Raw genomic sequence first — 24,203 nt, forward strand, 5'->3', positions numbered from 1 at the left:
GTCCGCCGCTTGTAGATCGCCTGCACTTTGCAGGGGCTATCGTCCGCAAGCCGCCCGTATCTTACCGGCCGAGGGTCTGCGCCAGATCGGGCGGCAAACCCTATACCTATCGCGCGCGCATTAGCGTCCGGTTATTCGACGCCCTCAGATTTGAGGACGCCCCCGCGCTGTTACCGCGCTGTTCAAACAGCGGTCGGCGTCGGCGCCTCGCTCTGTTTCGACTCTGTTTCACCAGTGGTGACCCGCGCGTTTTATAGTGTGCGGAAATTCACCGGCGGGGGCAGGGAGGGGGCGACTGGACTGATCTCTATCGGAAACCCGCGCATTGATGGTTGAGGGTATTCGGGGGCGACGTGCGCAGACCTATTGGCGCTATCGTCGCTATTGTCAGAGAGGCCGGCTCTCCCTCTCTCGCCCTTCATGCAGGTTATATATAAAATAGATATAAGGTTCTATTTTTAGTACGACACGCGCGCGGAGGGTGAGTGACCGAGACGCCGCTGCCGTGACAATAGAGACAATAGTGACATTAGCCCCGTCATCGGCCGAACTCCCACAACAGGACAGGGGGTTCAGACGCGTCGCGGCCATGTCCCCAGCCGCCGCGCTCGAAACACGCCATTCCGTCCCGGTCCCGTACCATTGCCCTGTCCGCGTTCAGAACGACGATCGTCCGCCCCGCCAGCCACACGGCTAGCCCGGCAAAGTCGAGACTGTCACGCGGGCCGATCCCGAACACGTCATGGGCGGACCAACCCAGCGCCAGCGCCTTGCCGGCCCATCCGTCGACCGCCAGCGCGATTGCGTCGTCAATGACGTGCGCCCACGCCGCTGCATCGCCACAGAATCGCGGGCCTGGCGTGCGCTGCAGCCGCGCTACGGCGGCGGCAATCCCAGGCGGCAGATCGGTGAACCGCCGTGTCGGTTGGGGCGGTGAAGGGGCCGGCCTTGGGCCAGCCCCATGGGGGTCGAGCAGCGCCGCCGCCTTCTCACGCCAATTAGCCACGCCCGACGCCATGGACCGCTGGGTTGACCAGATAATCCCGACGCTGGCGCCCCGGTGCGCTACCGGAACGCGTAGGGGCTTCGCGCAGCCATCCTGCGTCGGTCAGCGCTTCCGTTGCCCCTTCAACGTCCTGAGCGGTCTTCAATGTTGGCAGCTTAGCGTTGCGCTGTATGTCGCGTGCGTTGATCCGCTCCAGCCGCCCGGCGACAATGAACCTTGCCAACGCCGCCGCGTGCTTCTCGACAGGGGCGAGGGCGGCATCACCAAATACCCGGCGGGCGTGCGGTTTCAGGAAGTCCTCAACGAAGCGCAACGCGTTGTTGATGGACTGGACGGACACCGAGGAAGGCTCCCGGCCATTGCCGTCCGCCCATGTCAAATATTCCAGAACCAGCCCCAGCCGCAGCACCAGCCCGCGCGCCTTCCCAGCCCATGACGCATATAGGCCGGCGCCCTCGCGTACATCCTTGTCATTATCGGGGATCCATTCGGCGAACAGGTCCGCGGCTTCCGGTGTAAGCGGTATGACGACCATTTCGCCTTCCGGCCGGTACACGTCGAGCAGCCGCCGATAGATCGCTTCTAGGCGGGCCATATCCGCAACCTGCGTCGGGCGGCGGAACGGGATCGCTTCGGGCCATACCCACATGAATCGAGCAACCAATCCGTCATCGGCCGAACCCAGCAAGGCGTCGCGCAGCTTCTCCGGCTGGATACCGCCAAGGATGCTGACCCCGTTGAACGGGATTTTGAGCGGCTTCCCCATGTTGCTCTTGCGGTCGACCACATACGGTTCGCCGCCGTGCGACTCCAACGCTTGCGAGCGCCCACCCGACGAGTAGCGATCGTGGCCATCGAGCCACCCAGCCAGCTCGTCGCGCATTTGCAGCGTACCGTTGACGTTCGCGGCGAGGATCGCGGCCAGTTCTTCAGGCGTCACGTCCTGCACGACCAGCCGCTTCCGCTCTGGGGCTTCCGGGGTTTCGGCAGCGGCGGGCATTTCGGGCGTTTCCTCACCGGCGCTCGTCGCCTTCTCGACTTGCTTTTCCCACGCCTTGCGCTCCTGCTTCGCGCGCTCGGCAAGAGCCGCGTGCCGCATCAACACGACCTTGTGCTGTTCGGCCAACTCGACTTCCATCGCGCGAAGCGGGCGCACCGCCACCGAGATAGCCGGCGACTTGTTCGAGGACGGATCGCCGACGACCGACGCCCACAGGATGCAGGGCTGATCGTACCCCTCCCATGCCCGCACCCAGCGCTTGCCACCGACGAGTGAGGCGGCAACCGCCAGGACGCTTGCGGCGACATATTCGACCGGCGCGCCCGCACCGTTCGCCATGTCCGAGATGAGCGGGAGCAGCGATCCGAACACGTCGCCGGGGATCGGCACGGCAGGCGCAAGGTTCGCGCGCTGCACGCTCATGTCAGGGGCAGGCCATTCGGCATCCGTTGCGCGGCCAGCGCGCCGACCGGCGAATGGATCGGCTTCGAATGGGGGCGTGGCCTCAATCCATGCCCGCATGTCATGCGCGGGGTTCATGCCGTCACCCCGCGCATTGCCATGACGAACGCGTTCCAGTCCTTGTACGGAGGGGGCGGGGGGCTGACACGAACTGACAGGCCGCGCGCAGTATAGGCTTCCGCCGCCGCGTTCGCCGCGACCCGGCCGGCGTCATCGTTGTCCGCGCCGATCACGACCGAGCGAACGTTGCTCGGGAAGGCCATGGCCGGCAGCATCGACGTGCCAGCACCGACCCACACCGGACGGCCGAGCCCCTCCGCCAGCGAAAGACCGTCCTCCAGCCCCTCGCAGACGGTAATGCTCGCCACCGCCGGCCCCAGCCGGATTGCGCCGCCACGGACGTTCCCCAAGCTGTATTTGACCTTGGGCTTGCGGTCCTGTTCGGTAGCGATCACCGCCGCCTTGCGCCCGTCCTCGGTGACATAGGTACGCTGGATCGCGACGAGCGCGCCGTCCGGTCCCGTTACCGCCGCGACCAGCGCCGGCAGGGGCTTGGGACCGTTCGCCGCCAACAGGCCATTGCCCGGCGTCTTGGGCGGCATCAGCCGCGCGAACCGCAAGCTGTCCGGCAGCTCCATGTCGATACCCCGATTACGCAGATAGAGCGCGGCGGCGGTGCCGGCGATCGGCTGGGCATCGTTCCAAATGCGGGCGACCAGCTTCGACAAGTCCTGCTTCGGCTGAGCGGGTTCAGGTGGCGCGATCGGTCCCAGCGCGCCACCGTCAAGCGCGCGAATGGCTTCCACTACCGAGCCACCATAGGCGCGGCGCATGAAGTCCAACACGTCGCCTTCTGCGCCGCATCCGTAGCAGATGAACCGGCGTTCGTTGGCATAGACATAGAAGCTGGGCGTTCCGTCGTCGTGGAACGGACAGCAGGCTTTCCACTCGTTGCCGGCGCGAACCAGCTTCACCCCGGCCTTCTTGGCGACGGATGAAACGGAGAAGTCCGTCCGGATGCGGTCGATCGCGGCGCGCAGTTCAGGCGGCAGCGACGTACCGCTGTTATAGCGGTTCATGGCTGTTCCCCTCGATATTTACGGTTGTCACGCTTGCGACCGCCTCCGCCGCCCGTTCGTGGACAGCTTCAGACTGGTGATAGCCGAGCGGGATGATGGCGCAGGTCAAAACGCCACCTCCTCGCCTTTCCAGTCCCGAGCGGGCCCGCGGTCGATGACCTGAGCACTGCGCGCGTCCGTCTCCCAGCCGGGAAGATGGGTCGAACGATCTTCAGTCGGATAACTGCTGCCGCGACTGAGGCCTTTGGCATAGGCGCGGGCACAGCGTCTGCACTCGAAATTCGCGTGGTGGGTCGCGCGATCCTCGTCGATGTCGAGATAGACGGCCCAGCCGACCGGCGCGTCTTCGACGACGACGCAGGGCCTTTGGAATACGATCGCCATTATGCCATGTACTCCTTGGCGACCCACACCACCGCGCGCCTGCCGCTGCTGCGGTTGATGCGGCGTCGGCCGCTATCGAAGATGAGGCCCTTGGCCTTCAGTTCGCTGGTTCGAGGCTGGGCGGAAACGCGGGGCAGACGCAGCGCAATGGCGCATTCCTCCGCAGTCCGGCCGGCTCGTTTCGCCCGGCGGATCGTCCGCAGCACCATGCGCTGCAACCGGCCGCAGTCGATCGACGCGGCGGCGTCCTCGCTGGTTTCCGCCGACCCTTTCCAGCCGGCATTTTCCGGGTACGTCATGCGTCGCTCCCGTCATCGAGAGGGGGAAGGCCGGCGCGTTCCAGCAGCTTGCCGAACCAGTCCGCTTGCTTTTCCGACATGGGGTTGCGGTTGACGACCATTTGCCCGAGGAACTGCGCGCTACGAGCGTTCAGCGTTTCGGCGTGGTGGGTAAGCAGGCGCAGGGCCGCCCGCTGTTCCGGTCGCATATCCGTCATGCTATCGCTCCCCATGCTAGGTCAGCGATGAGCAAAGCGCGCAGATCGGACATGCCGAGCGCGGCGAGGTGTTGCCGGCGGAGGACCGTGATGCTATCTGCGGTGGCGCTGATACGTTGAAAATTCTGGAGGGGCTGGACTGTGGCGGTCCGGCCCTTCCTCTTACTGGGCTGCGGCGCCCGTGCCGATGCGGCAGGCATCGTTCACGCGGCTACCGGCTGCGAGGTCGAGGCAACGCGACGCGACGCCTTCCACGTTTCGATGTCGACGGGATCGTAAACGATCCGGCGTCCGGCGCGAACGAACTTGGGGCCAAAGCCCAGTGACCGCCAGTTTTCAGCCGTTTTGGGCGCGACGCCAATCAACGGCGCGGCCTCGGCGGTGGTGAGCAGCTTCTGCATTTGCTCTTCTCCTGCCCGGCGGGATTGCCGGGGAACAGGAAAGAGCATCAAGGAAGTAGAATTCGCCGGCAATTTCGCCGGAATGCGCCGTAATTCGCTGCGGCGAATTAGCTCAGTGCATCACGCGAATTTGCTCCAACCGTCGGTCTGTCACCGTAAACTTCGGCCCAGATCTCGGCGTGAAGTGCTCTTACACGAGGTCTGCTGATATGGTTGCCAGGGAAAGCCGTATCTATGGCTTTTTTTGTTGGAACCGCGCCTTTGCGTTGTATCACACATTCTCGCACTATTGAACGAATGTCGTCCGTGAACGGGGTCTTGAGGTTAGCCTGTTGAGACGAGCTAGATCCGTCCGGGCCGTTAGTCGAACTCGTCGGTGTTGCCGGTGCTTGTTTGGATCTTCGTTCTGCGAGCGCAAGGATCTCATTTGCGCGGACCTCAGTTAGGTCAGCTTTTGCATCCGCGTCGGAAAAAGGCTGTTCGTAAATATTTGAAAGAACCTCGGCAAGAATCGATTCTCGAACGAACAAGTCAATTGTGAAGGAGTCCCAAAAATCTTCCGATGTTGAACCTTGGGGTGGAGCCGCCATCGCATACGCAATGTTCGAACTTAGAGCGGACCGTTCGAACCGCGGAAGCACGACGTCGAAGCGGCAGTTCCAAATATGCGATGCGACGGGACGCATGCTGCCGTCCTGGTCATTATGAACTTCAAAGCGAAGATGTCCACTACTAGCCAGCCGCTGAAGGATTTTGAAAGTCTCAATCCTGCGCACCTCGTCTTCACCAGCTTTGGACACTTCCGAAAGGGAGCGTTCGTACGCAAGAGCCCACTGAGCGTAAGTCAGGAAGCTGCAAGTTGCTGGGTCCAAGCCGACAAGGAGGGCTGCTCGCTTTTTAAACTTCGAATATAGTGCCCAGTTCGTTATTTCGTCCCCTTCTTGGTCGACCAAAACGTAAGTGGCGAAGTCGTAGATTACCCCAGGGTCCGGCAATGCTTCAACCTGCCTTGGGTTGCGTTCCTGCCCGGTCCATTCGTCGCCGAACACCTTGCGGCCAACCGCTTCGAATACCTCGGGCAAAAAGTAATAGCCGGGCGGCACGAATGGCCAAGTCGAACGATCATTCCAGTGAAGCACACCGCCCTCCGTAGGCGTCCGCAGAATGGAAGGGGCGGCAGGCTGGGCGGAAACCAGCCGTTCGGGAGCTAACCTAGCCGCCCCAGCATCACGCCCGCCGTGCGGCGAGCGGGACCACGTTTGTCTCCTCACCGACGCCCGACAGACAAGCGGCAACGTGCCGCCCCCATGCGTCGAGCGCGTCGCGCTTCTCCTGCTTCCAGTCGTGGCGCTGATAGACGCCAGCGACCCCGGCCCGCGATCCGCCGACGTGGTTCAGGACTGCTTCTGTCACTTCGAATCGTACCCCCAGCCGTTGCAGGCCAGTGGCGAGCGTGCGCCGCAGATCGTGCAGCCGCCAAGCGGGCAGGGGGTCGCTGCCGTCTGCCGCTACCGTAGCGTCTAGCTTATCCTTGCCCTTGGAATAGGCGGTGAATGCCTCCCCGGTCGACGTGGCGAACGTCCGGCCGCGCTTGGGCCATTTGTCGCCCTTTGCGACCGCGTCTAGTTCGGCAAGCGCCAGATCGTTGAGCGGGACCGTCGTCGGCTCCCCGTTCTTCGTGCGGGAGCCAGGAATGCGCCAAAGGCGGTCCGCCCGGTTCAGTTCGGACCAGTCCAGCCCGCCGACTTCCTCCCGCCGCTGACCGGTCGCGATTAACAGGCGGACGATTGGGCCGAAGCAGCGGTGGCAGGCCGGGGCGGCGTTCCACACGCGTGCCACCTCGTTGTCAGACAGCCACCGATCGCGCGCTCTAACGGCCGGAGGTGTTTCCATGCCTTCCATGGGCGATCGTTCCAGATCGCCGCGGCCGATCGCCCATCGGAACAAGCGGCGCAGAACAGCGAAGGTATTGCGCCGGTTCGCTTGCTGGTCGGCTGGCATGGCGTCGAACACCGCGACCACATCGGCCTTGGTGATTGCTGGCAGGGCCTTGCTGGCAAGCACCGGCTTGACGTGGATGCGCAGGCAGCGCGCGACCAGCGCTCGCCAGCCGTCGCCCTTGCACGCGGCGTGGAAGCGATCGGCATAGGCAGAGAAGGCCAGGGTGACCGCATCGTCGCGGCGCTTCCTGTCGGCTTCGCTGGGATCGATCCCTTGCGCCACCAGCACCAACAGGCGTTCGGCCTCTGTGCGCGCTGTGGCGGGCGTCCATGGCGAGCCGTGCGCGCCGATCGAATAGCGCTGCGTCTTCGCCTCGCGCCCGCCCATCCGATACTGCAGGACATAGGATAACGCGCCGGCTGGGGTCAGCTTCACGCCAAACCCCTTCAAGTCTTCGTCCCACAGGAACGTCCTAGCGGGACCGGGCTTGAGGGCGTCTACGCTCCGCTTGTTCACCTTGCCTGTCGCCACCTTCCTCGCCTCCGCTGGCAATCACGTGGCAATCACCGTAGCGGGAACTAGGAGGAACAGCAAGGGAACGCGGGGAAGTCAATCAAGGAGTGTCTACAGAGGGAAAGCGGCGCTCAGGAGGGCGTCAAACGCGAATATACCTGAAATACCAGACTTCATGGCCCTGCCGCCGCGCCTTGCGTTCGTAGCGGGTTTCGGGCCAGTCGGCGGGGCGGGTCAGGAAGTCGGCGGCAGTCCGTGCCTGCCATTCGAAATCGCGGCGCTGGTCCATGATCATCATCGCCCAGCGGCAATAGGTCGGATCGTCGGTGCCGAGCCGGAACTCGCCGCCGGGACGCAGCTTGGCCGCGATCAGGTCCATCGGGCCGTGGTTCATCATCCGCCGCTTGGCATGGCGCGCCTTGGGCCAGGGATCGGGGTGGAGCAGGTAGACGCGCTCGAGCGAAGCGTCTGGGAAACGTTCGATCACCTCCAGCGCGTCGCCCATATGCAGGCGGACATTGGACAAATCGTCGTCGCGGATATGGTTGAGCGCGCCGACGACGCCGTTGAGGAACGGTTCGCAGCCGATGAAGCCGTGATGCGGCCGAGCATTCGCCTGCCCCGCCAGATGCTCGCCCGCGCCGAAGCCGATCTCGACCTCTACCGGACGGTCATCGCCGAACAGGGTATGCGAATCGAGCGGGCCGGTTTCGGGAACCGAAACGCGCGGCAGTAGCTCCTCGACCAGCGCGGCCTGGCCCTGGCGCAGCTTGTGGCCCTGTCGACGGCCATAGAGGCGGCGGATGGTAGTGGGATCGTTCATTGCCGCGCTCCCTACCCGGCGGGGCGGTGATCCGACAAGGGAGCTTCCGTCTTCGCCGGTGGTTCGGATGCCATGGGCAAGAAGCGCAAGGCGAAGCAACAGGCCAAGCAACTGGTCGATGCCGATATCGATGCGGGGCAGGGCGTCGCTGCTGCGTTGCACGACCATCCGGTGGTGAAGGTCGCGGGGTGGCTGAGCGAGGTCGCAGATCAGCCGCCGACGGTTGCGATCAACCTGACGACGATCGCGGCCGGGCTGTGGCGAGGCGATGCGCGGCTGACGCGGACCGGCGTCAGGATGCTGGCGGCGCATGGTCTGGCGACGCTGGCCAAATCGGTCATCAAGGCCAATGTCGACCGGGCGCGACCGCATTTGTTCAGCGACCGCGAGGATCACCGGCCCAAGCCCGGCGATACCGATGAGGGGCCGCAGAACTCGTTCCCTTCCGGGCATACAGCAGGGGCGCTGGCGGTGGCGCGGGCGGTGGCGCGCGAATATCCCGACGCTGCGGGTCCGGCCTATGCCGGAGCGGCGGCGGTAGCGGTGATCCAGGTGCCGCGGGGGACCCATTTCCCGATCGACGTCGCGGTCGGGGCCGTCATCGGACTGGTTGCCGAGGCGGTGGTCGCACAGGTGCTGCCGGTGCCGGACGGAAATTGACGAAGGTTGCACGAATTGTCGTTTGGTCGAGGGTTTAGCGCAACTATCTCAGATGTTTGTCTGGGTGCGGGGTGCTGGAAGTTGACACTTGCGTGCCGAGAGGTTGTCCCGGAAAGGGCTGGCGGGGTTCGGATCGGTAGAAAGCCACCTGCCGCAGTAGGTTAGCAAGCCGCTCGGCAAGCCGGGCAGGTGTCACCTTCGGTCGGAACGCTGCAAGGGGACGCAGCGCGGCCGTCCAGCGACGACAGCGGATGCGCTAACACGTACCGCACCGTGTAGGAAAGCGACCGGCCCTCAGCGCTTCTCGCCGAGCGCGTTCGGATTGATCGTGATGCGGTTCGTGTCGTTCCCCCAGTTCGGGACATGCGCCATCGCGGGGCGTCGCAGCGCATCCATCACCTGCCGGGGGCGGGGCAGCGCCGTGAAGGGCGGATAGACCAGCACGTTACCGACATCGATCAGGTTCACCGACCAGCCGGGCAGGTTGGTCTTGGTAATGCGGCCGGTGGCCGGGTCGGGCTGGACGAGCGCGGCACGACCCGAATCGCTGAACGCCAGAAGATAGGAGTCGGCCGACGCATCCGCGCGATAGACGCCGCCGGCCGGCCCGGTCGCGGGATCGCGGCACCAGATGACCGGTTTTGCGGGGACGGCGGCAACACCCGGTTTCGGTTTGTCCTTGAGCGCGCGGCCCACCGCCAGCAATCCGCCGGTAAAGGCGGCGACCGACAGCATCTTCGGATCGCGCTGCACCTTCGCCGTGGTCGGGAACGCCAGCGGCGTGGGGCAATCGGCGACGGGTTTCGCCGGGACGGGTGAGGTGAAATCGGTCGGCCACGTAAGTGCCGCCAGTACCGCCGGCATCCGTGCCGCGATGCCGGCACCGTCGAGCGTCGTGCTACTATAGCGGACCTTCACCAGCCATTCGCCGAGCGGGACCATGGCGAGGACGGTGCCGCGATAGGGTGGACGCGAGACCGACCAGCCCGCCATCAAGCCGCTGGCAACGCCCTGTCCCGGCGGGGTGAACGCGGTCGGGGGAAGGATGGGGGTAATCGTGCCGTAGACGTCGCGACGGGATTCAAGAATGGCGCGCGCGCGATCGAACCAGACCGGCGCAGCACCGCTGGCCATCCGGAAGACATAGATGGTGACCGCTTCGGAACCGCGCTGGTAGTTGGCGAAGACGTCGAGTTCCGAACCGCCAATCTGTTCGATCGCCACGCGCCGCATGCCGTCGAGCGAGGCCGGGATGGTGAGGCCGCTATGCCGGAAGCGATAGGGCTGATCGGCGGGTGCGGCGATCACGCTCTTGGTGAACTGGGCGGCCGCGGGGAGCGCGGCGACCAGCGCCAGCGACGATAATCCCATCGCGAACAATCGTCCGACAAGGTCGTGCATATGTCCTCCCGATGAGCGGACATGAAAACGGGAGGTCCGCCCTTTCGGCGAACCTCCCGCAATTTCAATGACTTGTCTAGCCAATACACCCGTAATGGATCAGGCTGCCAGCGCGGCCTTCAGATCATCGACCAAGTCAGTCTTTTCCCACGGGAACAGATCGCCCTCGGGCTTGCGGCCGAAATGGCCGTAGGCGGCGGTCGGCTGGTAGATCGGCTTGTTGAGGCCGAGATGCGTGCGGATGCCGCGCGGGGTCAGGCCACCCAGCTTGGCAATGCCGGCGATCGCATTCTCGATCGCGTCGTCGCCGACGGTGCCGGTGCCGTGGGTGTCGACATAGAGCGACAGGGGCTTCGACACGCCGATCGCGTAGGCGAGCTGGATCGTGCAGCGCTTGGCGAGGCCGGCGGCGACGATGTTTTTCGCCAGATAGCGGGTGATGTACGCCGCCGAGCGGTCGACCTTGGTCGGATCCTTGCCGCTGAACGCGCCGCCGCCGTGCGGGGCCGCGCCGCCATAGGTGTCGACGATGATCTTGCGCCCGGTCAGGCCGGCGTCGCCGTCCGGGCCGCCGATTTCGAAGCTGCCGGTCGGGTTGATGTGGTACTCGGTCGCGTCCGACAGCAGGTCGGCCGGAAGGATTTCGGCGACGACCGACTTCACATAATTGTGCAGCTCGGCTTCCTTGTCGCCATTGTCATAGCCCGGCGCATGCTGGGTCGAGACGACGATCGCGGTCGCGGCGACCGGCTTGCCGTTTTCGAAGCGCAGCGTGACCTGGCTCTTGGCATCGGGTTCGAGGAACGGCGCGGCGCCCGAATGGCGGTCGGCGGCCATCTTCGCGAGGATCTTGTGGCTATAGTCGAGCGTGGCCGGCATCAGGTCCGGCGTTTCGTCGCAGGCGAAGCCGAACATGATGCCCTGATCGCCGGCGCCTTCGTCCTTGTTGCCCGACGCGTCGACGCCCTGCGCGATATGCGCCGACTGCGCATGCAGGTTGTTTTCGAAGCGGAAGCTTTCCCAGTGGAAGCCCGACTGTTCATAGCCGATCTTCTTCACGGTTTCGCGCACGGTGCGCTCGATCTCGGCCTGTGCGCCTTCTGCCCACTCGCCGTTTTCGAACACGCCCTTGCAGCGGATTTCACCGGCGAGGACGACCAGCTGGGTGGTGGTCAGCGTTTCGCAGGCGATGCGCGCTTCGGGGTCCTTCGACAGGAACAGGTCGACGATCGAATCGGAGATCTGGTCCGCGACCTTGTCGGGATGGCCTTCGGAAACCGATTCCGAGGTGAAGAGATAATTGGAACGCATGGACTTCCTCTGGTTAGAGGGAAAGCGCGCGGCCGTTGCCATGCCGCATATAAAGCTTTCCTTATATGACCGCCCTAGCGCGTGCGGCGGCGGATGGCAATCGCGAGGCCGAACAGCAAAACTATCGCCAGCAGCGCCATCCAGTTGCCGACGCGCGCGAACAGGGTGGGGGCGCGGGGGGCGGGGATCGGCACCTCGATCGCGCCGGCCTGATCCGGCGGGATCGATGCGACGAGGCCGCCGGTGGCGTCGATCACCGCCGAGATGCCGGTGGGGGTCGAACGCAGGATCGGCAGGCCCTCTTCGGCGGCGCGCAGCCGCGCCTGCGCGAGATGCTGCGGCGGGCCCCAGCGGCCGAACCATGCGTCGTTGGAGGGATTGAACAACAGCGCCGGACGGTGCGCGCGGTCGACGACCTGCCCCGAGAAGATGATCTCGTAACAAATTTGCATGCCGATCGGGCCGAAGCCGGGCAGCGCGAGCGTCGCCGGACCGGGGCCGGGGCGGAAATCGATATCACCCATGACTAGGCGCGACAGGCCGAGCGGCTGGAGGATCGAACGCATCGGCAGATATTCGCCGCCGGGGACCAGATGCGCCTTGTCATAGCGGCCGATAATGCGGGTGTCGGGGGTGATGGCGAAGACCGAATTGCCGGCGTCGCTGACCTGTCCGTTGGCGCCGAAGAACAGCGCGGTGCCGCCGACCAGTGCCGCATCGCCCGGCCCCAATGTGCTGGCGATGCGGGCGCGCAGCAGGGCGGGGGATTGCTGGTACCACTCGGCCGGATAGCCGTCCTCGAGGTAGAAATTGACGGTGCCTTCGGGCCAGACGATCAGGCGCGGGGCGCGGCCGGGGATGCCGGACAGCTCGATCTGCTTGTCGAGCAGGCGCTGGTCATAGCCTTCGCTGCGGACGACCTCTTGCGGGAAATTGGGCTGGATGACGCGGACGCGGGGGGTGGTGTTGGTCGCGGGCAACGTGGCCGCCGTCTGGCCGGGGACCAGCATCAGCAGGGCGAGGGCGACAATGACGCCGGCACGAATCTTCGGCCTGGGTAGGAGCAGCAGCGCGCTGGCGACGACGGCCAGGCCGGACAGCGCATAGGTGCCGGTATAGGCGGCAAGGGCGCGGAGCGGGGTCGGGACCCAGATGACGGCGATGGGGTTCCACGCATAGCCGGTGAAGACGATCGCGCGGAGATATTCGGTGCCGATCCATGCCGCACCGGCGATCAGGACGAAACTCAAATCGGGGCGGTCGCTGCGTCGGCCCAGCTTCCACGCGATTCCGCCCGCGAGCATCGGATAGATGGCGAGGTAAAGCGCCAAGCCGACGACCGCGACATAGCCGAGCGCGGGCGGCATCCGGTCCTGAAAGTCGAAGGCGTGCTGGATCCAGTTGTTGCCGATGGTGAAATGGGCGACGCCGAACAGCCACGACCGCCATAGCGCGGTCTTCAGCGTCGGGGCGCAGTGAACCAGCCACAGCCATAGCGCGAAGGCGGCCAGCGTGACCGGCCACCATTGTAGCGGCGCGAAGCCGAGGGCCGAGGTCAGGCCGGCGAGCAGGGCGAGAAGAGCGGGCACGCGGCGCATATCCGTCGTGCGCGGCGTGGGTGCAAGGGGGTGCGCGAACTGCGCTTGCTGGAACGAAAGGTTCGCGAAGGTCGCTGATCCGTACCCCGGCGAAGGCCGGGGCCCAGTTGGGCGACGCCAGCCAATCATGGAAAGGCCTGCCCAACTGGACCCCGGCCTCCGCCGGGGTACGGCTATCGTCTGTCGAGGTCCTGCGCCTTTGCAGACATTTCCCCGCCGGGAAGTGCTTCTGTCGCGCTTTCATCCGGTGCCCGCCACCCTATCTCCATCTCATGAACCCGTATCTCTGGCTCGCCACCGCGATCGTCGCCGAAGTGATCGCGACCTCGACGATGCGCGCTACGCAAGGGTTTACCCGGATCGCCCCGTCGCTGGTGACGGTCATGGGCTATGCGGTCGCCTTCTACTGTCTGTCGCGGACGCTGGAGCAGGTGCCGACGGGCATCGCCTATGCGATCTGGTCGGGGGTCGGGATCGTGCTGGTCGCAGGCATCGCCTGGGTCTGGCAGGGGCAGCGGCTCGATGTGCCGGCGATGGTCGGCATGGGGCTCATCATCGCGGGCGTGATCGTGATGAACCTGTTTTCGGACAGCGTCGCGCACTAAGTCGCGGGCGAAGGAGTTTCCCAATGAACCAACCGGTGACCGTCGATATTCCCCATCAACTCGGCCGCGCGGGCGTGCGGCAGCGGATCGACAGCGGGATCGACAAGCTGGCGGGCATGATCCCCGGCGGCACGCTCCACGACAAGCGCTGGGACGGCGACACGCTGCACTTCACGGTCAGCGGCATGGGGCAGACGGTGCACGCGCGCTGCGAAATGCACGACGCGCATGTCCATGCGGTGCTCGACCTGCCGCCGATGCTCGCGATGTTCGCGAACAAGATCAAGGAGAAGCTGGGCCGCGACGGGCCGGCACTGTTGAAGTAGCGCCTTGGTTGAAGGCGGCTCCGGCCCGCTCCCCCACCCCGCCACCCACATCGTACAATGCATGGGTGGCGGGGTGGGGGAGCGGGCCGGAGCCGCGAAACGTGCCGGCGGCACGTTTTCAAACGGTGCGGGTCAGCGCGCCGAGAGGGGCTGGCTGACCCGCCAGATGGTGTTGCCGACATCATCGGCGACCAGCATCGCGCCGGTGCGGTCGGCGATCACCGCGACCGGACGGCCATGCACGTCCTTGCCATCGGCGGTCAGGAAGCCGGTGAGCAGGTCGACTGGCTTGGCATTGGCGACCGGGAAGCCATTGGGGGCGAAGGGGACGTAGACGACCTTGTAGCCCGAGGGCGGCACTCGGTTCCACGACCCGTGCAGGCCGATCACCGCGCCATTTTCGAACCGCTGGCCCAGCCGCATGTCGGCGGTGAAGGCGAGGCCGAGCGGGGCGACGTGGGCGCCGAGCGCATAGTCGGGGCGAGCGACATACTGGCGGAGATCAGGTCGCTGCGGCTGGACGCGGTCGTCGATATAGCCGCCCCAATAATGCCATGGCCAGCCATAGTTGCCGCCGAATTCGACCTTGGTCAGATAGTCGGGCGGCATGTCCGACCCCAGCATGTCGCGTTCGTTGACGACGGTCCACAGATCCTTGCTACGCGGTTCGAACGCCATGCCGTTGGCGTTGCGCAGGCCAGTGGCGTAGATGCGGAAGCTCTTCTTCGCCGGATCGACCTGCCAGATCGCCGCGCGGTTCTTCTCGATGTCGAGGCCGTTCTCGGCGATGTTCGAGGCCGAGCCGACGCTGACATAGAGCGATTTGCCGTCGGGATCGGCGACGACGTTGCGCGCCCAGTGATTGCCGCCGCCGGGCAGGTCGACGATCTTTTCGGGCTGGGCAGTGATGCGGGTCTGGCCGAGGCGGAAGGGATAGCGGACCAGCGCGTCGGTATTGGCGACGTAGAGCGAGTCGCCGACCACCACCATACCCGATGGCGAGTTCAATCCGGTCAGGAACACCGACCGTGCCTCCGCCACGCCGTCGCCATTGGCGTCGCGCAGCAGCGTGATGCGGTTGGCGGAGGCGCCACCGGCACCGGCCTTGTCCATGAACAGCCGCATGAACCAGCCGGTGATGCCGCCACCCTCACGCGGGGGGCTGTTGCTTTCCGCGACCAGCACGTCGCCATTGGCGAGGCGGTAGAGCCAGCGCGGATGGTCGAGACCCTTGGCGAAGGGCTGTACCTGTAACCCGGCGGGGGCGGTCGGGGTCTGGCCGTCCTGCCATCCGATCGGGTCGGCAACGCGAACGGTCGGGAACCACTGGTCGCGGACCTGCGTCAATTGCGGGGTACGTCCCGTCACTGCATTCTCGCTCAACTGCGCCCGGTCGGGGCGGGTGAGGTAGAAGGCCAGACCGGCGATCAGGACCAGCAGGACAAGGCCGAAGCGAAGGACGTGTTTGCGCATGCGCCGTGAATAGGGCGCTGCGGGCGGCGGGGGAAGGGGGCGCGGGCCGAACGGCGAAATGGGCCGCCGGTCACAAGGGAGGAGAGCCGGCGGCCCGTCGGATCGGTTCGAAGGGGGACTTGCAAACCGGCCCGCTCCGACAGCACTAGCTGAGTAGGGTTGTTTTGTGAAACCGATTGAATCGCTATCCGTGATCGGTTTTGCCTGTCATTGCGGAGCGTCTGCGGCGATTCCCCCCGCCGCCATGCTACGCATGGTCGCCCTGCCCGCATTCAAGGAGGCGTTTATTCCTCGATCTGCGGGTGGGGGGGATGGAGCCGGAGGCGCAGGACCCGGCGCGTGTCGGCGGCGACGATCTCGATCCGCCAGCCCGAAGGATGGTCGAGGCACGCGCCCTGTTTCGGGACTTCGCCGGCAAGGACGAAGGCAAGGCCGCCCAGCGTTTCGACATCCTCCTCGACCTCGCCGAGGCGCGGATCGATCAGTTCGGCGGCATCCTCCAGCTCGGCGCGGGCATCGGCTTCCCACGCGCCGCCCTCCAGCGGCACGAACAGGTCGGTCGGTGCTTCGTCATGCTCGTCCTCGATCTCGCCGACGATCTCCTCGACCAGATCCTCGATGGTAATGAGACCGTCGGTGCCCGAATATTCGTCGAGCACGATGGCGAGATGGGTGCGGCTGGCCTGCATCTGTGCAAGCAGGTCGAGCGTGCCCATCGATTGCGGAACGTAGAGCGGCTGGCGCAACAGGCCGATCGCGGTCGGCGGATGCTCCTCACCCTTGGCAAGAATCGCGAACACGTCCTTCACATGGACCATGCCGACGATGGTATCGAGCTTCTCGCGATAGACTGGCAGGCGGCTGTGTCCGGCTTCGGCGAACAGCTTCACCACGTCGGCGAAGGGCGTATTCTCCTCCAGCGCGACGATGTCGGCGCGCGGCACGCCCATGTCGCCGGCATCGCGCTCGCCGAAATGCAGGATGTTGCGCAACATCTTGCGCTCGATCGGCGACAGGTCGCCCGCGACCGGTGCGTCGTTCTCGTCCTCATGCGCTGCGATCACTTCCTCGATCCGTTCGCGCAGCGTTTCGCTGGCGTCCTCCCCGAAGATCAGCGAGCGCAGCCCCCGCCATATGCCCCCTTCGGAGCTGCTACTGTCGCCGGGCGTGGTGCTGGTCGAAACGTCGGCCATGATGGTCGTGTCAGTCCTCTGTAACCGGATAGGGATCGTGCAGGCCGAGTTCGGCGAGCGTCGAACGCTCGATCGCCTCCATGGCTTCCGCCTCGGCATCATTTTGGTGGTCATGGCCTAGCAAATGGAGGCAGCCATGGACAATGAGGTGCGTGGCATGATCGGCGACCGAAATGCCGCGTTCCGCCGCCTCGGCGGTACAGACGCCGTGCGCGAGGACGATATCGCCGAGCAGGACTTCGCCATCGTCGCTGTTCTGGGTGACGGTGTCGAGCAGGTCGGGCTGGATCATGGGGAAGGACAGGACGTTGGTCGGCTTGTCCTTCTGCCGGTACTGCCGGTTGAGCGTCTGCACCTCGTCATCCGAGGTCAGGCGTATGGCGATCTCGATCAGCGCCGGGTCGGTCAGCCACGCGCCCTGTGGCGTACGGCCGATCGCGGCGGTGGCGGCGCGGGTGGCGAGCGCCTCCCAATCCTGGTCCTGCGGCCAGTCGGCCTCTGCCTGTACGGCGATATCGATCATCCGAGGTCGGTCCTTGCGAAGTCGTCGCCCTTGTAGAGCAAAGTGGCGTTGTTGGTACGGGCGCAGGCATAGGCGAAGCAATCGCCCATGTTGAGTTTCGCTTCGTGGCGACCCTTGCCATAGCGGCGATGCGCTTCGCCAGCGATATGCGCCTCGGCTTCGCCAATCGGCACCATGACGAAGCGATTCTCGCCGGCAAAGGCGTCGGCAATTTGAGCGGAGAAGGCGTCGCCATATTTCGTCGCGCGCGCGACCCCGCTGATCGTCTCCCATCGCGCGATCGGCGACCAAAGCGGCGTGTCGAACGACAGGAGGCGATCATTCTGTTCAAGATAGTCCGCTTCGCGGGCCAGTATCGCAACCAGCACCGATGCATCGACGAACGCGGTCACAGGTTACCCGACAGGTCGTCATAGAATGCTTTGTCTGCAGCAAGGCCGCTTGGTTCGGGAAGCGGGTAGCGCTTGTAGAAATTTTCCAAGCGTTCGCGAGGCGTCGCGACGCTACGGTTGCGTTCGAGTTCGGCTTCGACCGCGCAACGGACTGCCTCGGTCTTGCTGGTACCGCGAAGGCGCGCCAGCTCCTCGACCAATGCGTTGGTTCGCTCGTCCTTGATATACAGCGAGGCCATTACAGGTCTCCAAAGGGATATCCCGCAAGGTAATGCGGGATATCCCTCAACTCAAGCGTCCTTGCCCTCATAGGCTTCGACGATCCGTCCGACGATCGGGTGGCGGACGACGTCGCCGGCACCGAAGCGGGCGAAGGCGATGCCCTCGATCCCCTCCAGCCGGCGGGTGGCGTCGGCCAGGCCCGATGCCTGGACGCCGCCGGGAAGGTCGGTCTGGTTCGGATCGCCGCACACGACCATGCGGCTGTTCTGGCCGAAGCGGGTCAGGAACATCTTCATCTGCGCGGGGGTGGTGTTCTGCGCTTCATCGAGGATCACGAAGGCGTCGGCCAGCGTCCGCCCGCGCATGAAGGCGATCGGTGCGATCTCGATCTCACCCGACAGGATGCGGCGTTCGACCTGTTCGGCGGGCAGGCAGTCGTTGAGCGCATCGTAGAGCGGGCGGAGATAGGGATCGACCTTCTCCTTCATGTCGCCGGGCAGGAAGCCGAGCTTCTCACCCGCCTCGACCGCCGGGCGCGACAGGATCAAGCGCTGGACACTGCCGGTGATGAGCTGCGCCACCGCCTGCGCGACGGCGATATAGGTCTTGCCGGTACCTGCCGGTCCGAGGGCGAAGATGATGTCGTTGGACAGCAGCTGGTCCATGTAGCTGGCCTGGGCGACGGTGCGCGGGACGATCGTCTTCTTCCGCGTGCGGATCATGATCGACGGCGCGCCCTGACCGCTTTCGGCGCGGAAGATGCCGTCGAGCGCGGGTTGCGACGACATGGCGATCACCGCGTCGATCAGCCCCGGATCGACCTCCTCGCCGCGCAGGATGCGGCGGTGCAGTTCGGTCAGCACCTCGCGCGCATGGGCCACGGCCTCGGCCGATCCCTCGATCCCGACCCGGTCGCCGCGGGCGGTGATGTAGACGCCCAGCCGTTCCTCCAGCGCCAGCAGGTTGGCGTCGAATTCGCCGAACAGGCGGGAGAGGAGTTGCGGCTTGTCGAAGCTGAGTTCGGCGCGGGCGCGCTGGCCGGCTACGGCGGGGACGGGCTTGCGGCTCATGCGATCCTTTCGGTCGGAGGGTGATGGCGCGCAGGTCCGGGCATGGCCTTGAGTCGGACGGGGTGGCGCGGCAGCATCATAAACGAGACTGACAGATGGCTTTGCGGGGGGGAAGCGAAACTTGGTTCACGCAAAGGCGCGGAGCGAAAGGGGGTTTAGGGTTCGCGCAAAGGCGCAAAGGACGCAAAGCGCTCGTGTTTCCCGCGCCAGCGGCTTTCCGAACCCGGCGCGGCGCATGAAACGGCTTCGCCGGACAAGCTGTCGGCACCGCGTGGGCACCGCCTTCGCGTCCTTCGCGCCTTTGCGCGAAACAACCCTTCTTCCCCGCGCCTCTGCGCGAACCCGAACCCTTACTTGAGCGTCGCCATGTCGATGACGAAGCGGTACTTCACGTCGCTCTTCTGCATCCGGTCATAGCCCGTTTCGATTTCGTCCATCGCGATCGTCTCGATATCGGCGATGAGTCCGTGCTGGTGGCAGAAATCGAGCATTTCCTGCGTCTCGGCGATGCCGCCGATCAGGGAACCGGCGAGCGAGCGGCGGCCGAAGACCAGATTGCCGACCGACGGCGAGGGGTGCGGCGTTTCGGGTACGCCGACCAGTGTCATCGTGCCATCGCGCTTGAGCAGTGCGAGGAACTGATCGAGGTCATGCGACGCGGCGACGGTGTTCAGGATGAAGTCGAAGCTGCCGGTATGCGCGCCCATCGCATCGGCGTCCTTCGACACGATCAGGTCCTTGGCGCCCAGCCGGATGGCGTCGTCGCGCTTGTTGGGCGAGGTCGAGAAGACATAGACTTCCGCACCCATCGCCGCGGCGATCTTCACGCCCATATGGCCGAGACCGCCCAAGCCGACAATGCCGACCTTCTGCCCCGGTCCGACCTTCCAATGCTTCAGCGGCGAGTAAGTGGTGATGCCGGCGCACAGCAGCGGCGCGACGGCGGCGAGATCTGCATCGGCGTGCTTGATGGCGAGCACGAAATCCTGATCGACAACGATATGGTCGGAATAGCCGCCAAAGGTGTGGCCGCCGAGGACGGGGTCGGGACCGTTATAGGTGCCGACAAAGCCGGTGCCGGTGCAATATTGCTCCTCGCCCTCATGGCAAGACGGGCATTCGCCGCAGCTGTCGACCATGCAGCCGACGCCGACCGTGTCGCCGACCTTGAACTTCGTCACGTCGCTGCCGACCGCGGTGACGGTGCCGACGATCTCGTGGCCGGGAACGCAGGGGTAGAGGGTGCCCGGCCATTCGCCGCGCGCGGTGTGCAGGTCGCTGTGACAGACGCCGCAATAGCGGATGTCGATGGCGACGTCGTTCGCCTGCGGATCGCGGCGTTCGAACGAGAAGGGGGCGAGCTTGCTGTCGGCCGACTGCGCGGCATAGCCCTGAGCGGGGGTCGTCATGCTGGGGTTCCGTTGATGGAGGAAGTCGCCAGCATAATGCGACGCCACCGCATTCGTTGCTGATACAAAGTATCAACCGCGTGATTTTTCAGGTTACGCGGCGTTCGCCATGTTCGAGCATTGCCGGGATCACCAGATCCTCCTCATCGGCGAGATGGCGGTTCAGCATTGCGAGCAACGTCTGCGACCGCTGTGCATAGTCGGCGGCGGCGCGATCGACCGCGCCGGATCCGCCAAGTGCGGTGAGCAGGATCCGCGCGCCTGCGACATTCTGTTCCAGCGCATCGTGGATCGCGTGATGATCGGCGTCGAGCAGGTCGAAGCCGCGCGCCATGCGCGGGTCGAGCGCGCGGAATTTGGGGAAATAGGCGTGGTCCTCGATCTGATGATGACCGTTCAGATGCTGGAGGAAGCGGTTGAGATCGGGGACGAAGCGGCGCTGGAACGCCTGTGCGTCGAGACGCCCCGCCCGAAAGGCGGTCAGCGAGGTTTCGACCGCCGCCGCCTCGGCACGGAGCGTGGCGTGGATGTGCAGCCAGAAATCGGCGAGCTCGCCGAAATTGGCATGAGCGCGCCAGCCGGGCTGGGGATAGGCGGTGCGGAGATAGGCGAGGTCGTCGCCGATGGCGCCGCGCGTCGCGAGATCGCTCACGCCGCCGCCCGCACCCGCTCCACGCCCGACAGCGAGACCGCACCGGTCGCGACAATCTCGACTTCGACCATGTCGCCGATCCTGGCATCAGTCAGAAAATGGACCGATTGCAGCCAGGGCGACTTGCCGAGCATCTGCCCGGGGTGACGGCCCTGCCGTTCGACCAGTACCTGACAGGTCCGGCCGATCGTCGCGTCGTTGAACGCCTTCTGATCGCGCAGCAGCGCCGCCTGCAGCCGTTGCAGCCGTTCGTCCATGACGGCGAGGGGGACTTCGCCGGCCATGTCGGCGGCGGGGGTGCCGGGGCGGGGCGAGTATTTGAAGCTGAACGCCTGCGCATAGCCGACCGCGTCGACGAGGCGCAGCGTATCCTCGAACTCGGCATCGGTTTCACCGGGAAAGCCGACGATGAAGTCGCCGGACAGGGCGATATCGGGGCGGGCGGCGCGGACGCGGTCGAGCAGGCGTAGATAGCTGTCGGCGGTGTGGCTGCGGTTCATCGCCTTGAGCACCCGGTCGTTGCCGGCTTGTACCGGCAAATGCAGGAACGGCATCAGCTTTTCAACATCGCGGTGCGCGTCGATCAACCCCTGCGTCATGTCGTTGGGGTGGCTCGTGGTATAGCGGATGCGCTCCAGCGCCGGGATGCGATCGAGTTCGCGGATCAGCGCGTCGAGACCACGGCCATCGCCATCGACCCATGCGTTGACGTTCTGTCCGAGCAGCGTGATCTCTCGCGCGCTGCCATCGACCAGCGCCTTCGCCTCGTCAACGATGCGGGCGAAGGGCCGGCTGATCTCGGCACCGCGGGTATATGGCACGACGCAATAGGTACAGAATTTGTCGCACCCCTCCTGCACGGTAAGGAACGCGCTCGGGCCGCTGCGGCGGCGGGTGGGGAGGTGGCCGAATTTGGATTCGGGCGGCATGTCGGTGTCGAGCGCGGGCTTGCCCGCCGCCGCATCAGCAACCAGCTTCGGGAGGTTGTGATAGGCTTGCGGGCCGACCACGACGTCGACCTTCGCACGGCGGACGATCTCATCCCCCTCGGCCTGCGCGACGCAGCCAGCGATGGCGATCATAGGGTCGGCGCCGTGTTTGCGCAGGCGGCCAATGCCCGAATAGACCTTTTCAGTCGCCTTTTCGCGGATATGGCAGGTGTTGAGCACCACCAGATCGGCGGCATTGGCATCGTCGGTCGCGGTCATGCCCTGCGCCGCCATCAGTTCTGCCATGCGCTCGCCGTCATAGACGTTCATCTGGCAGCCGAACGATTTGACGTGGAAGGTTTTCGGGGTGGTCATCGGCGGGCCTTTACCGGATTTCGGCTAGGGTAGGAAGGATTCTGGTTACGCGAAGGTGCGGAGAGAAGAAGGGTTTTGTTTCGCGCGAAGGCGCAAAGGGCGCAAAGGGGTTGCGGGACGGGCGGGCGAAGCCCTTCTCTCAAAAAGCGCGTATATTTGAGAGCCGCCGTCGCGGCGGACGGTCGATCTTTGCGCCTTTGCGCCTTTGCGCGAACCAACTTCCTCTTCGTACCTTCGCGCGAACCCAGTCTATGGTTGCCGCTCCGCCATGACCTCGGCGATCAGGTCCTTGCGGCTCAGTTTGCCGATCATCGTTTTAGGCAGGGTCAAGCGGACGACGACCTCGTCGACGCGCTCGTGCTTGCCCAGTTGCGGGTTGAGCCACGCCTTCAGCGCATCACCGTCGATATCGGCATCCTCGGCGAGGGTCACATAGGCGTGCGGGCTTTCGCCGCGATAGTCGTTGGGCAGGCCGACGACCAACGCCTCGCGGACGGCGGGGTGGTGGTAGAGGACGCGCTCGATCTCGCTAGGGAACACCTTGAACCCGCCGACCGCGATCATGTCCTTCAGCCGATCGACGATGCGGATGAACCCGTCCTCGTCGATCGTGCCGACATCGCCGGTGCGCAGCCAATGGGTGCCGTCGGTATCGACGCAGAAGGTGGTATTGGCAGTGTCGGGACGTCGCCAATAGCCGCCCATGATCTGCGGGCCGGCAACGACGATCTCGCCCGGCTGGTCGAGCGGGACGGGCAGGTTCGAATTCTCCTTGTCGACCAGCCGGACGCGGGTGCCGGCGATGGGCTGGCCGATGCTGCCGGCCTGTTGCGGACCCGCATAGGGATTGCACGACACCACGCCCGAGCTTTCGGACAGGCCATATCCCTCGACCAGCGTCGCGCCGGTTGCGGCCTCGAACCGTTCCTTCAGTTCGGGCGGCATCGGCGCGCCGCCCGAGATGCAGTAGCGGAGCGACGAGAAGTCGGTCTGCTTCAGCCGCGGATGGTCGAGCAGCGCACGGTACATGGTCGGCACGCCGGGCAGCGCCGTCGCCTTGGTCCGGTCGAGTGCCGCCAGCACCTGCCCGGCATCGAACCGGGGCAGCAGCACGATCTCTCCACCGGTCACAACCGTGCGATTGAGGACACAGGTATTGGCGAAGACATGGAACATCGGCAGCACGCCGAGGATACGGTCGAGTTTGGTGTTGCCATCGGGGTCCAGCCACGCGACCTGTCGGGCATTGGCCGACAGATTGGCGTGGCTGAGCATCGCGCCTTTGGGACTGCCGGTCGTGCCGCCGGTATATTGGATGAGCGCGAGGTCGCGCGTCGGATCGATCTGCGGCGTCACGCAGCCGCCGTCATTGGCGATGAGGGCAGAGAAGGCGGAAACGCGCGGATCGTCCGGACGCGTCGTCACCTCCTGCGATCGGAACCACCGGTAGAAGAGCGACTTGGCGGCGGGCAGGGCACCCGCCACCGACCCGACGACGAGCCGTTCGAGCGAACTGCGCTCGAGCACGTCCAGCGCGGTCGGCAGCAGCGCCGAGGCGGACAGGGTGAAGAGCAGCTTCGTCCCCGAATCCTCGACCTGCGCCGCCAGTTCCTGCGCGGTGTAGAGTGGCGAGAAATTGACGACCGTCGCGCCGAGTTTGAGGATGCCGTAATAAGCAGCGATGTAATGCGGCACGTTCGGCAGGAATAGGCCGATGCGATCGCCCGGACCATAGCCGAGTTTCGCGAGGCCGCAGGCGACCCGGTCCGCGCCGTTCTTCGTTTCGGCATAGCTGTAGTGCCGGCCGAGGAAATCGATCAGCGGGGCGGTGCCGCGCCGAGCGGCCGATTCCTCGAACAACGTCACCATCGACATCGGCGGTATCGGTTCGTCCCAGCGAACCGGATGGGCGTAGCGGTCGAGGATCGGTGCGGCGCTGCTCATTTACAAAGGTGTAAG

General features: G+C 65.3%; 26 protein-coding genes. 3 read left to right on the plus strand and 23 right to left on the minus strand.

The genetic code is table 11. The features are described 5' to 3' along the window. Nucleotides 1–538 precede the first annotated feature (538 nt). From AAIO73_RS10985 to trmB, 10 genes are all read right to left on the minus strand, one after another. On the minus strand, nucleotides 539–1,006 hold the full coding sequence (locus AAIO73_RS10985) for a hypothetical protein (protein ID WP_345878060.1): 468 nt from the start codon (nucleotides 1,004–1,006) through the stop codon (nucleotides 539–541). Further along, nucleotides 999–2,429 (minus strand): DUF3987 domain-containing protein, encoded by a 1,431-nt coding sequence (locus tag AAIO73_RS10990; protein WP_345878061.1) that lies wholly within the window; start codon nucleotides 2,427–2,429, stop codon nucleotides 999–1,001. The genes AAIO73_RS10985 and AAIO73_RS10990 overlap by 8 nt, the downstream gene beginning before the upstream one ends. Before the next feature lie 113 nt (nucleotides 2,430–2,542). Further along, the gene (locus AAIO73_RS10995) at nucleotides 2,543–3,547 is read right to left on the minus strand and encodes a DUF7146 domain-containing protein (protein WP_345878062.1); all 1,005 of its coding nucleotides are present in this window, start codon (nucleotides 3,545–3,547) and stop codon (nucleotides 2,543–2,545) included. A 105-nt stretch (nucleotides 3,548–3,652) separates the two neighbouring features. Continuing rightward, the gene (locus AAIO73_RS11000; RefSeq protein WP_345878063.1) at nucleotides 3,653–3,931 is read right to left on the minus strand and encodes a hypothetical protein; all 279 of its coding nucleotides are present in this window, start codon (nucleotides 3,929–3,931) and stop codon (nucleotides 3,653–3,655) included. Continuing rightward, entirely contained in the window at nucleotides 3,931–4,230 is a 300-nt protein-coding gene (locus AAIO73_RS11005; RefSeq protein WP_345878065.1) for a hypothetical protein, read from the minus strand. The genes AAIO73_RS11000 and AAIO73_RS11005 overlap by 1 nt, the downstream gene beginning before the upstream one ends. Continuing rightward, nucleotides 4,227–4,427 carry a hypothetical protein gene (locus AAIO73_RS11010; protein ID WP_345878066.1) on the minus strand — a complete coding sequence of 67 codons (201 nt, stop codon included), beginning with the start codon at nucleotides 4,425–4,427 and terminating at the stop codon, nucleotides 4,227–4,229. Before AAIO73_RS11010 ends, AAIO73_RS11005 begins: the two co-directional genes overlap by 4 nt. 203 nt (nucleotides 4,428–4,630) lie before the next feature. Further along, nucleotides 4,631–4,828 carry a helix-turn-helix transcriptional regulator gene (locus tag AAIO73_RS11015; protein WP_345878068.1) on the minus strand — a complete coding sequence of 66 codons (198 nt, stop codon included), beginning with the start codon at nucleotides 4,826–4,828 and terminating at the stop codon, nucleotides 4,631–4,633. Nucleotides 4,829–4,935: 107 nt separating this feature from the next. Further along, nucleotides 4,936–5,967: a hypothetical protein gene (locus tag AAIO73_RS11020; protein ID WP_345878070.1), complete on the minus strand. Its 1,032-nt coding sequence runs from the start codon at nucleotides 5,965–5,967 to the stop codon at nucleotides 4,936–4,938. 88 nt (nucleotides 5,968–6,055) lie between these two features. Further along, on the minus strand, nucleotides 6,056–7,300 hold the full coding sequence (locus AAIO73_RS11025) for a tyrosine-type recombinase/integrase (RefSeq protein ID WP_345878071.1): 1,245 nt from the start codon (nucleotides 7,298–7,300) through the stop codon (nucleotides 6,056–6,058). 124 nt (nucleotides 7,301–7,424) lie between these two features. Beyond that, a complete protein-coding gene (gene trmB, locus AAIO73_RS11030; protein WP_345878073.1) occupies nucleotides 7,425–8,105 on the minus strand; it encodes a tRNA (guanosine(46)-N7)-methyltransferase TrmB in 681 nt (226 codons plus the stop codon). A 72-nt stretch (nucleotides 8,106–8,177) separates the two neighbouring features. On the opposite strand from trmB, the gene AAIO73_RS11035 reads away from it, so the two are divergent. Beyond that, on the plus strand, nucleotides 8,178–8,765 hold the full coding sequence (locus AAIO73_RS11035) for a phosphatase PAP2 family protein (RefSeq protein ID WP_345878074.1): 588 nt from the start codon (nucleotides 8,178–8,180) through the stop codon (nucleotides 8,763–8,765). A gap of 294 nt (nucleotides 8,766–9,059) precedes the next feature. Here the strand turns inward: AAIO73_RS11035 and AAIO73_RS11040 are convergent, their stop codons facing one another. The 3 genes from AAIO73_RS11040 to lnt form a co-directional block, all read right to left on the minus strand. Then, nucleotides 9,060–10,166 (minus strand): hypothetical protein, encoded by a 1,107-nt coding sequence (locus tag AAIO73_RS11040; RefSeq protein ID WP_345878076.1) that lies wholly within the window; start codon nucleotides 10,164–10,166, stop codon nucleotides 9,060–9,062. 99 nt (nucleotides 10,167–10,265) lie between these two features. Beyond that, complete coding sequence (gene metK, locus AAIO73_RS11045; RefSeq protein WP_345878077.1) at nucleotides 10,266–11,477, minus strand: methionine adenosyltransferase; 1,212 nt, start codon at nucleotides 11,475–11,477, stop codon at nucleotides 10,266–10,268. Between the two features lie 74 nt (nucleotides 11,478–11,551). Continuing rightward, on the minus strand, nucleotides 11,552–13,075 hold the full coding sequence (gene lnt / locus AAIO73_RS11050) for an apolipoprotein N-acyltransferase (RefSeq protein ID WP_345878079.1): 1,524 nt from the start codon (nucleotides 13,073–13,075) through the stop codon (nucleotides 11,552–11,554). Between the two features lie 272 nt (nucleotides 13,076–13,347). On the opposite strand from lnt, the gene AAIO73_RS11055 reads away from it, so the two are divergent. Next, nucleotides 13,348–13,680 carry an SMR family transporter gene (locus AAIO73_RS11055; RefSeq protein WP_345878081.1) on the plus strand — a complete coding sequence of 111 codons (333 nt, stop codon included), beginning with the start codon at nucleotides 13,348–13,350 and terminating at the stop codon, nucleotides 13,678–13,680. A 23-nt stretch (nucleotides 13,681–13,703) separates the two neighbouring features. Next, a complete protein-coding gene (locus tag AAIO73_RS11060) occupies nucleotides 13,704–14,006 on the plus strand; it encodes a polyhydroxyalkanoic acid system family protein (RefSeq protein ID WP_345878083.1) in 303 nt (100 codons plus the stop codon). A 132-nt stretch (nucleotides 14,007–14,138) separates the two neighbouring features. On the opposite strand, the gene AAIO73_RS11065 is transcribed toward AAIO73_RS11060, so the two are convergent. From AAIO73_RS11065 to AAIO73_RS11110, 10 genes are all read right to left on the minus strand, one after another. After that, nucleotides 14,139–15,479 (minus strand): PQQ-dependent sugar dehydrogenase, encoded by a 1,341-nt coding sequence (locus AAIO73_RS11065; RefSeq protein WP_345878084.1) that lies wholly within the window; start codon nucleotides 15,477–15,479, stop codon nucleotides 14,139–14,141. Between the two features lie 284 nt (nucleotides 15,480–15,763). After that, nucleotides 15,764–16,672 carry a hemolysin family protein gene (locus AAIO73_RS11070; RefSeq protein ID WP_345878085.1) on the minus strand — a complete coding sequence of 303 codons (909 nt, stop codon included), beginning with the start codon at nucleotides 16,670–16,672 and terminating at the stop codon, nucleotides 15,764–15,766. A gap of 10 nt (nucleotides 16,673–16,682) precedes the next feature. Beyond that, entirely contained in the window at nucleotides 16,683–17,195 is a 513-nt protein-coding gene (ybeY, locus tag AAIO73_RS11075) for an rRNA maturation RNase YbeY (RefSeq protein WP_242116723.1), read from the minus strand. After that, nucleotides 17,192–17,587, minus strand: a complete 396-nt coding sequence (locus AAIO73_RS11080) for a type II toxin-antitoxin system VapC family toxin (protein WP_345878088.1) — start codon at nucleotides 17,585–17,587, stop codon at nucleotides 17,192–17,194. Before AAIO73_RS11080 ends, ybeY begins: the two co-directional genes overlap by 4 nt. Then, nucleotides 17,584–17,826: a type II toxin-antitoxin system VapB family antitoxin gene (locus tag AAIO73_RS11085; RefSeq protein WP_345878090.1), complete on the minus strand. Its 243-nt coding sequence runs from the start codon at nucleotides 17,824–17,826 to the stop codon at nucleotides 17,584–17,586. Before AAIO73_RS11085 ends, AAIO73_RS11080 begins: the two co-directional genes overlap by 4 nt. 51 nt (nucleotides 17,827–17,877) lie before the next feature. Further along, nucleotides 17,878–18,879: a PhoH family protein gene (locus AAIO73_RS11090; protein WP_345878091.1), complete on the minus strand. Its 1,002-nt coding sequence runs from the start codon at nucleotides 18,877–18,879 to the stop codon at nucleotides 17,878–17,880. A 350-nt stretch (nucleotides 18,880–19,229) separates the two neighbouring features. Next, a complete protein-coding gene (locus AAIO73_RS11095; protein ID WP_345878093.1) occupies nucleotides 19,230–20,288 on the minus strand; it encodes an NAD(P)-dependent alcohol dehydrogenase in 1,059 nt (352 codons plus the stop codon). A gap of 88 nt (nucleotides 20,289–20,376) precedes the next feature. Then, complete coding sequence (locus AAIO73_RS11100) at nucleotides 20,377–20,940, minus strand: hemerythrin domain-containing protein (protein ID WP_345878094.1); 564 nt, start codon at nucleotides 20,938–20,940, stop codon at nucleotides 20,377–20,379. Continuing rightward, complete coding sequence (gene miaB, locus AAIO73_RS11105; RefSeq protein ID WP_345878096.1) at nucleotides 20,937–22,244, minus strand: tRNA (N6-isopentenyl adenosine(37)-C2)-methylthiotransferase MiaB; 1,308 nt, start codon at nucleotides 22,242–22,244, stop codon at nucleotides 20,937–20,939. Before miaB ends, AAIO73_RS11100 begins: the two co-directional genes overlap by 4 nt. 249 nt (nucleotides 22,245–22,493) lie before the next feature. Then, the gene (locus AAIO73_RS11110) at nucleotides 22,494–24,188 is read right to left on the minus strand and encodes a long-chain-fatty-acid--CoA ligase (RefSeq protein ID WP_345878098.1); all 1,695 of its coding nucleotides are present in this window, start codon (nucleotides 24,186–24,188) and stop codon (nucleotides 22,494–22,496) included. Nucleotides 24,189–24,203: the final 15 nt, after the last annotated feature.

It is taken from the genome of Sphingomonas epibiotica, from assembly GCF_039615155.1.
GTDB lineage: Bacteria > Pseudomonadota > Alphaproteobacteria > Sphingomonadales > Sphingomonadaceae > Sphingomonas.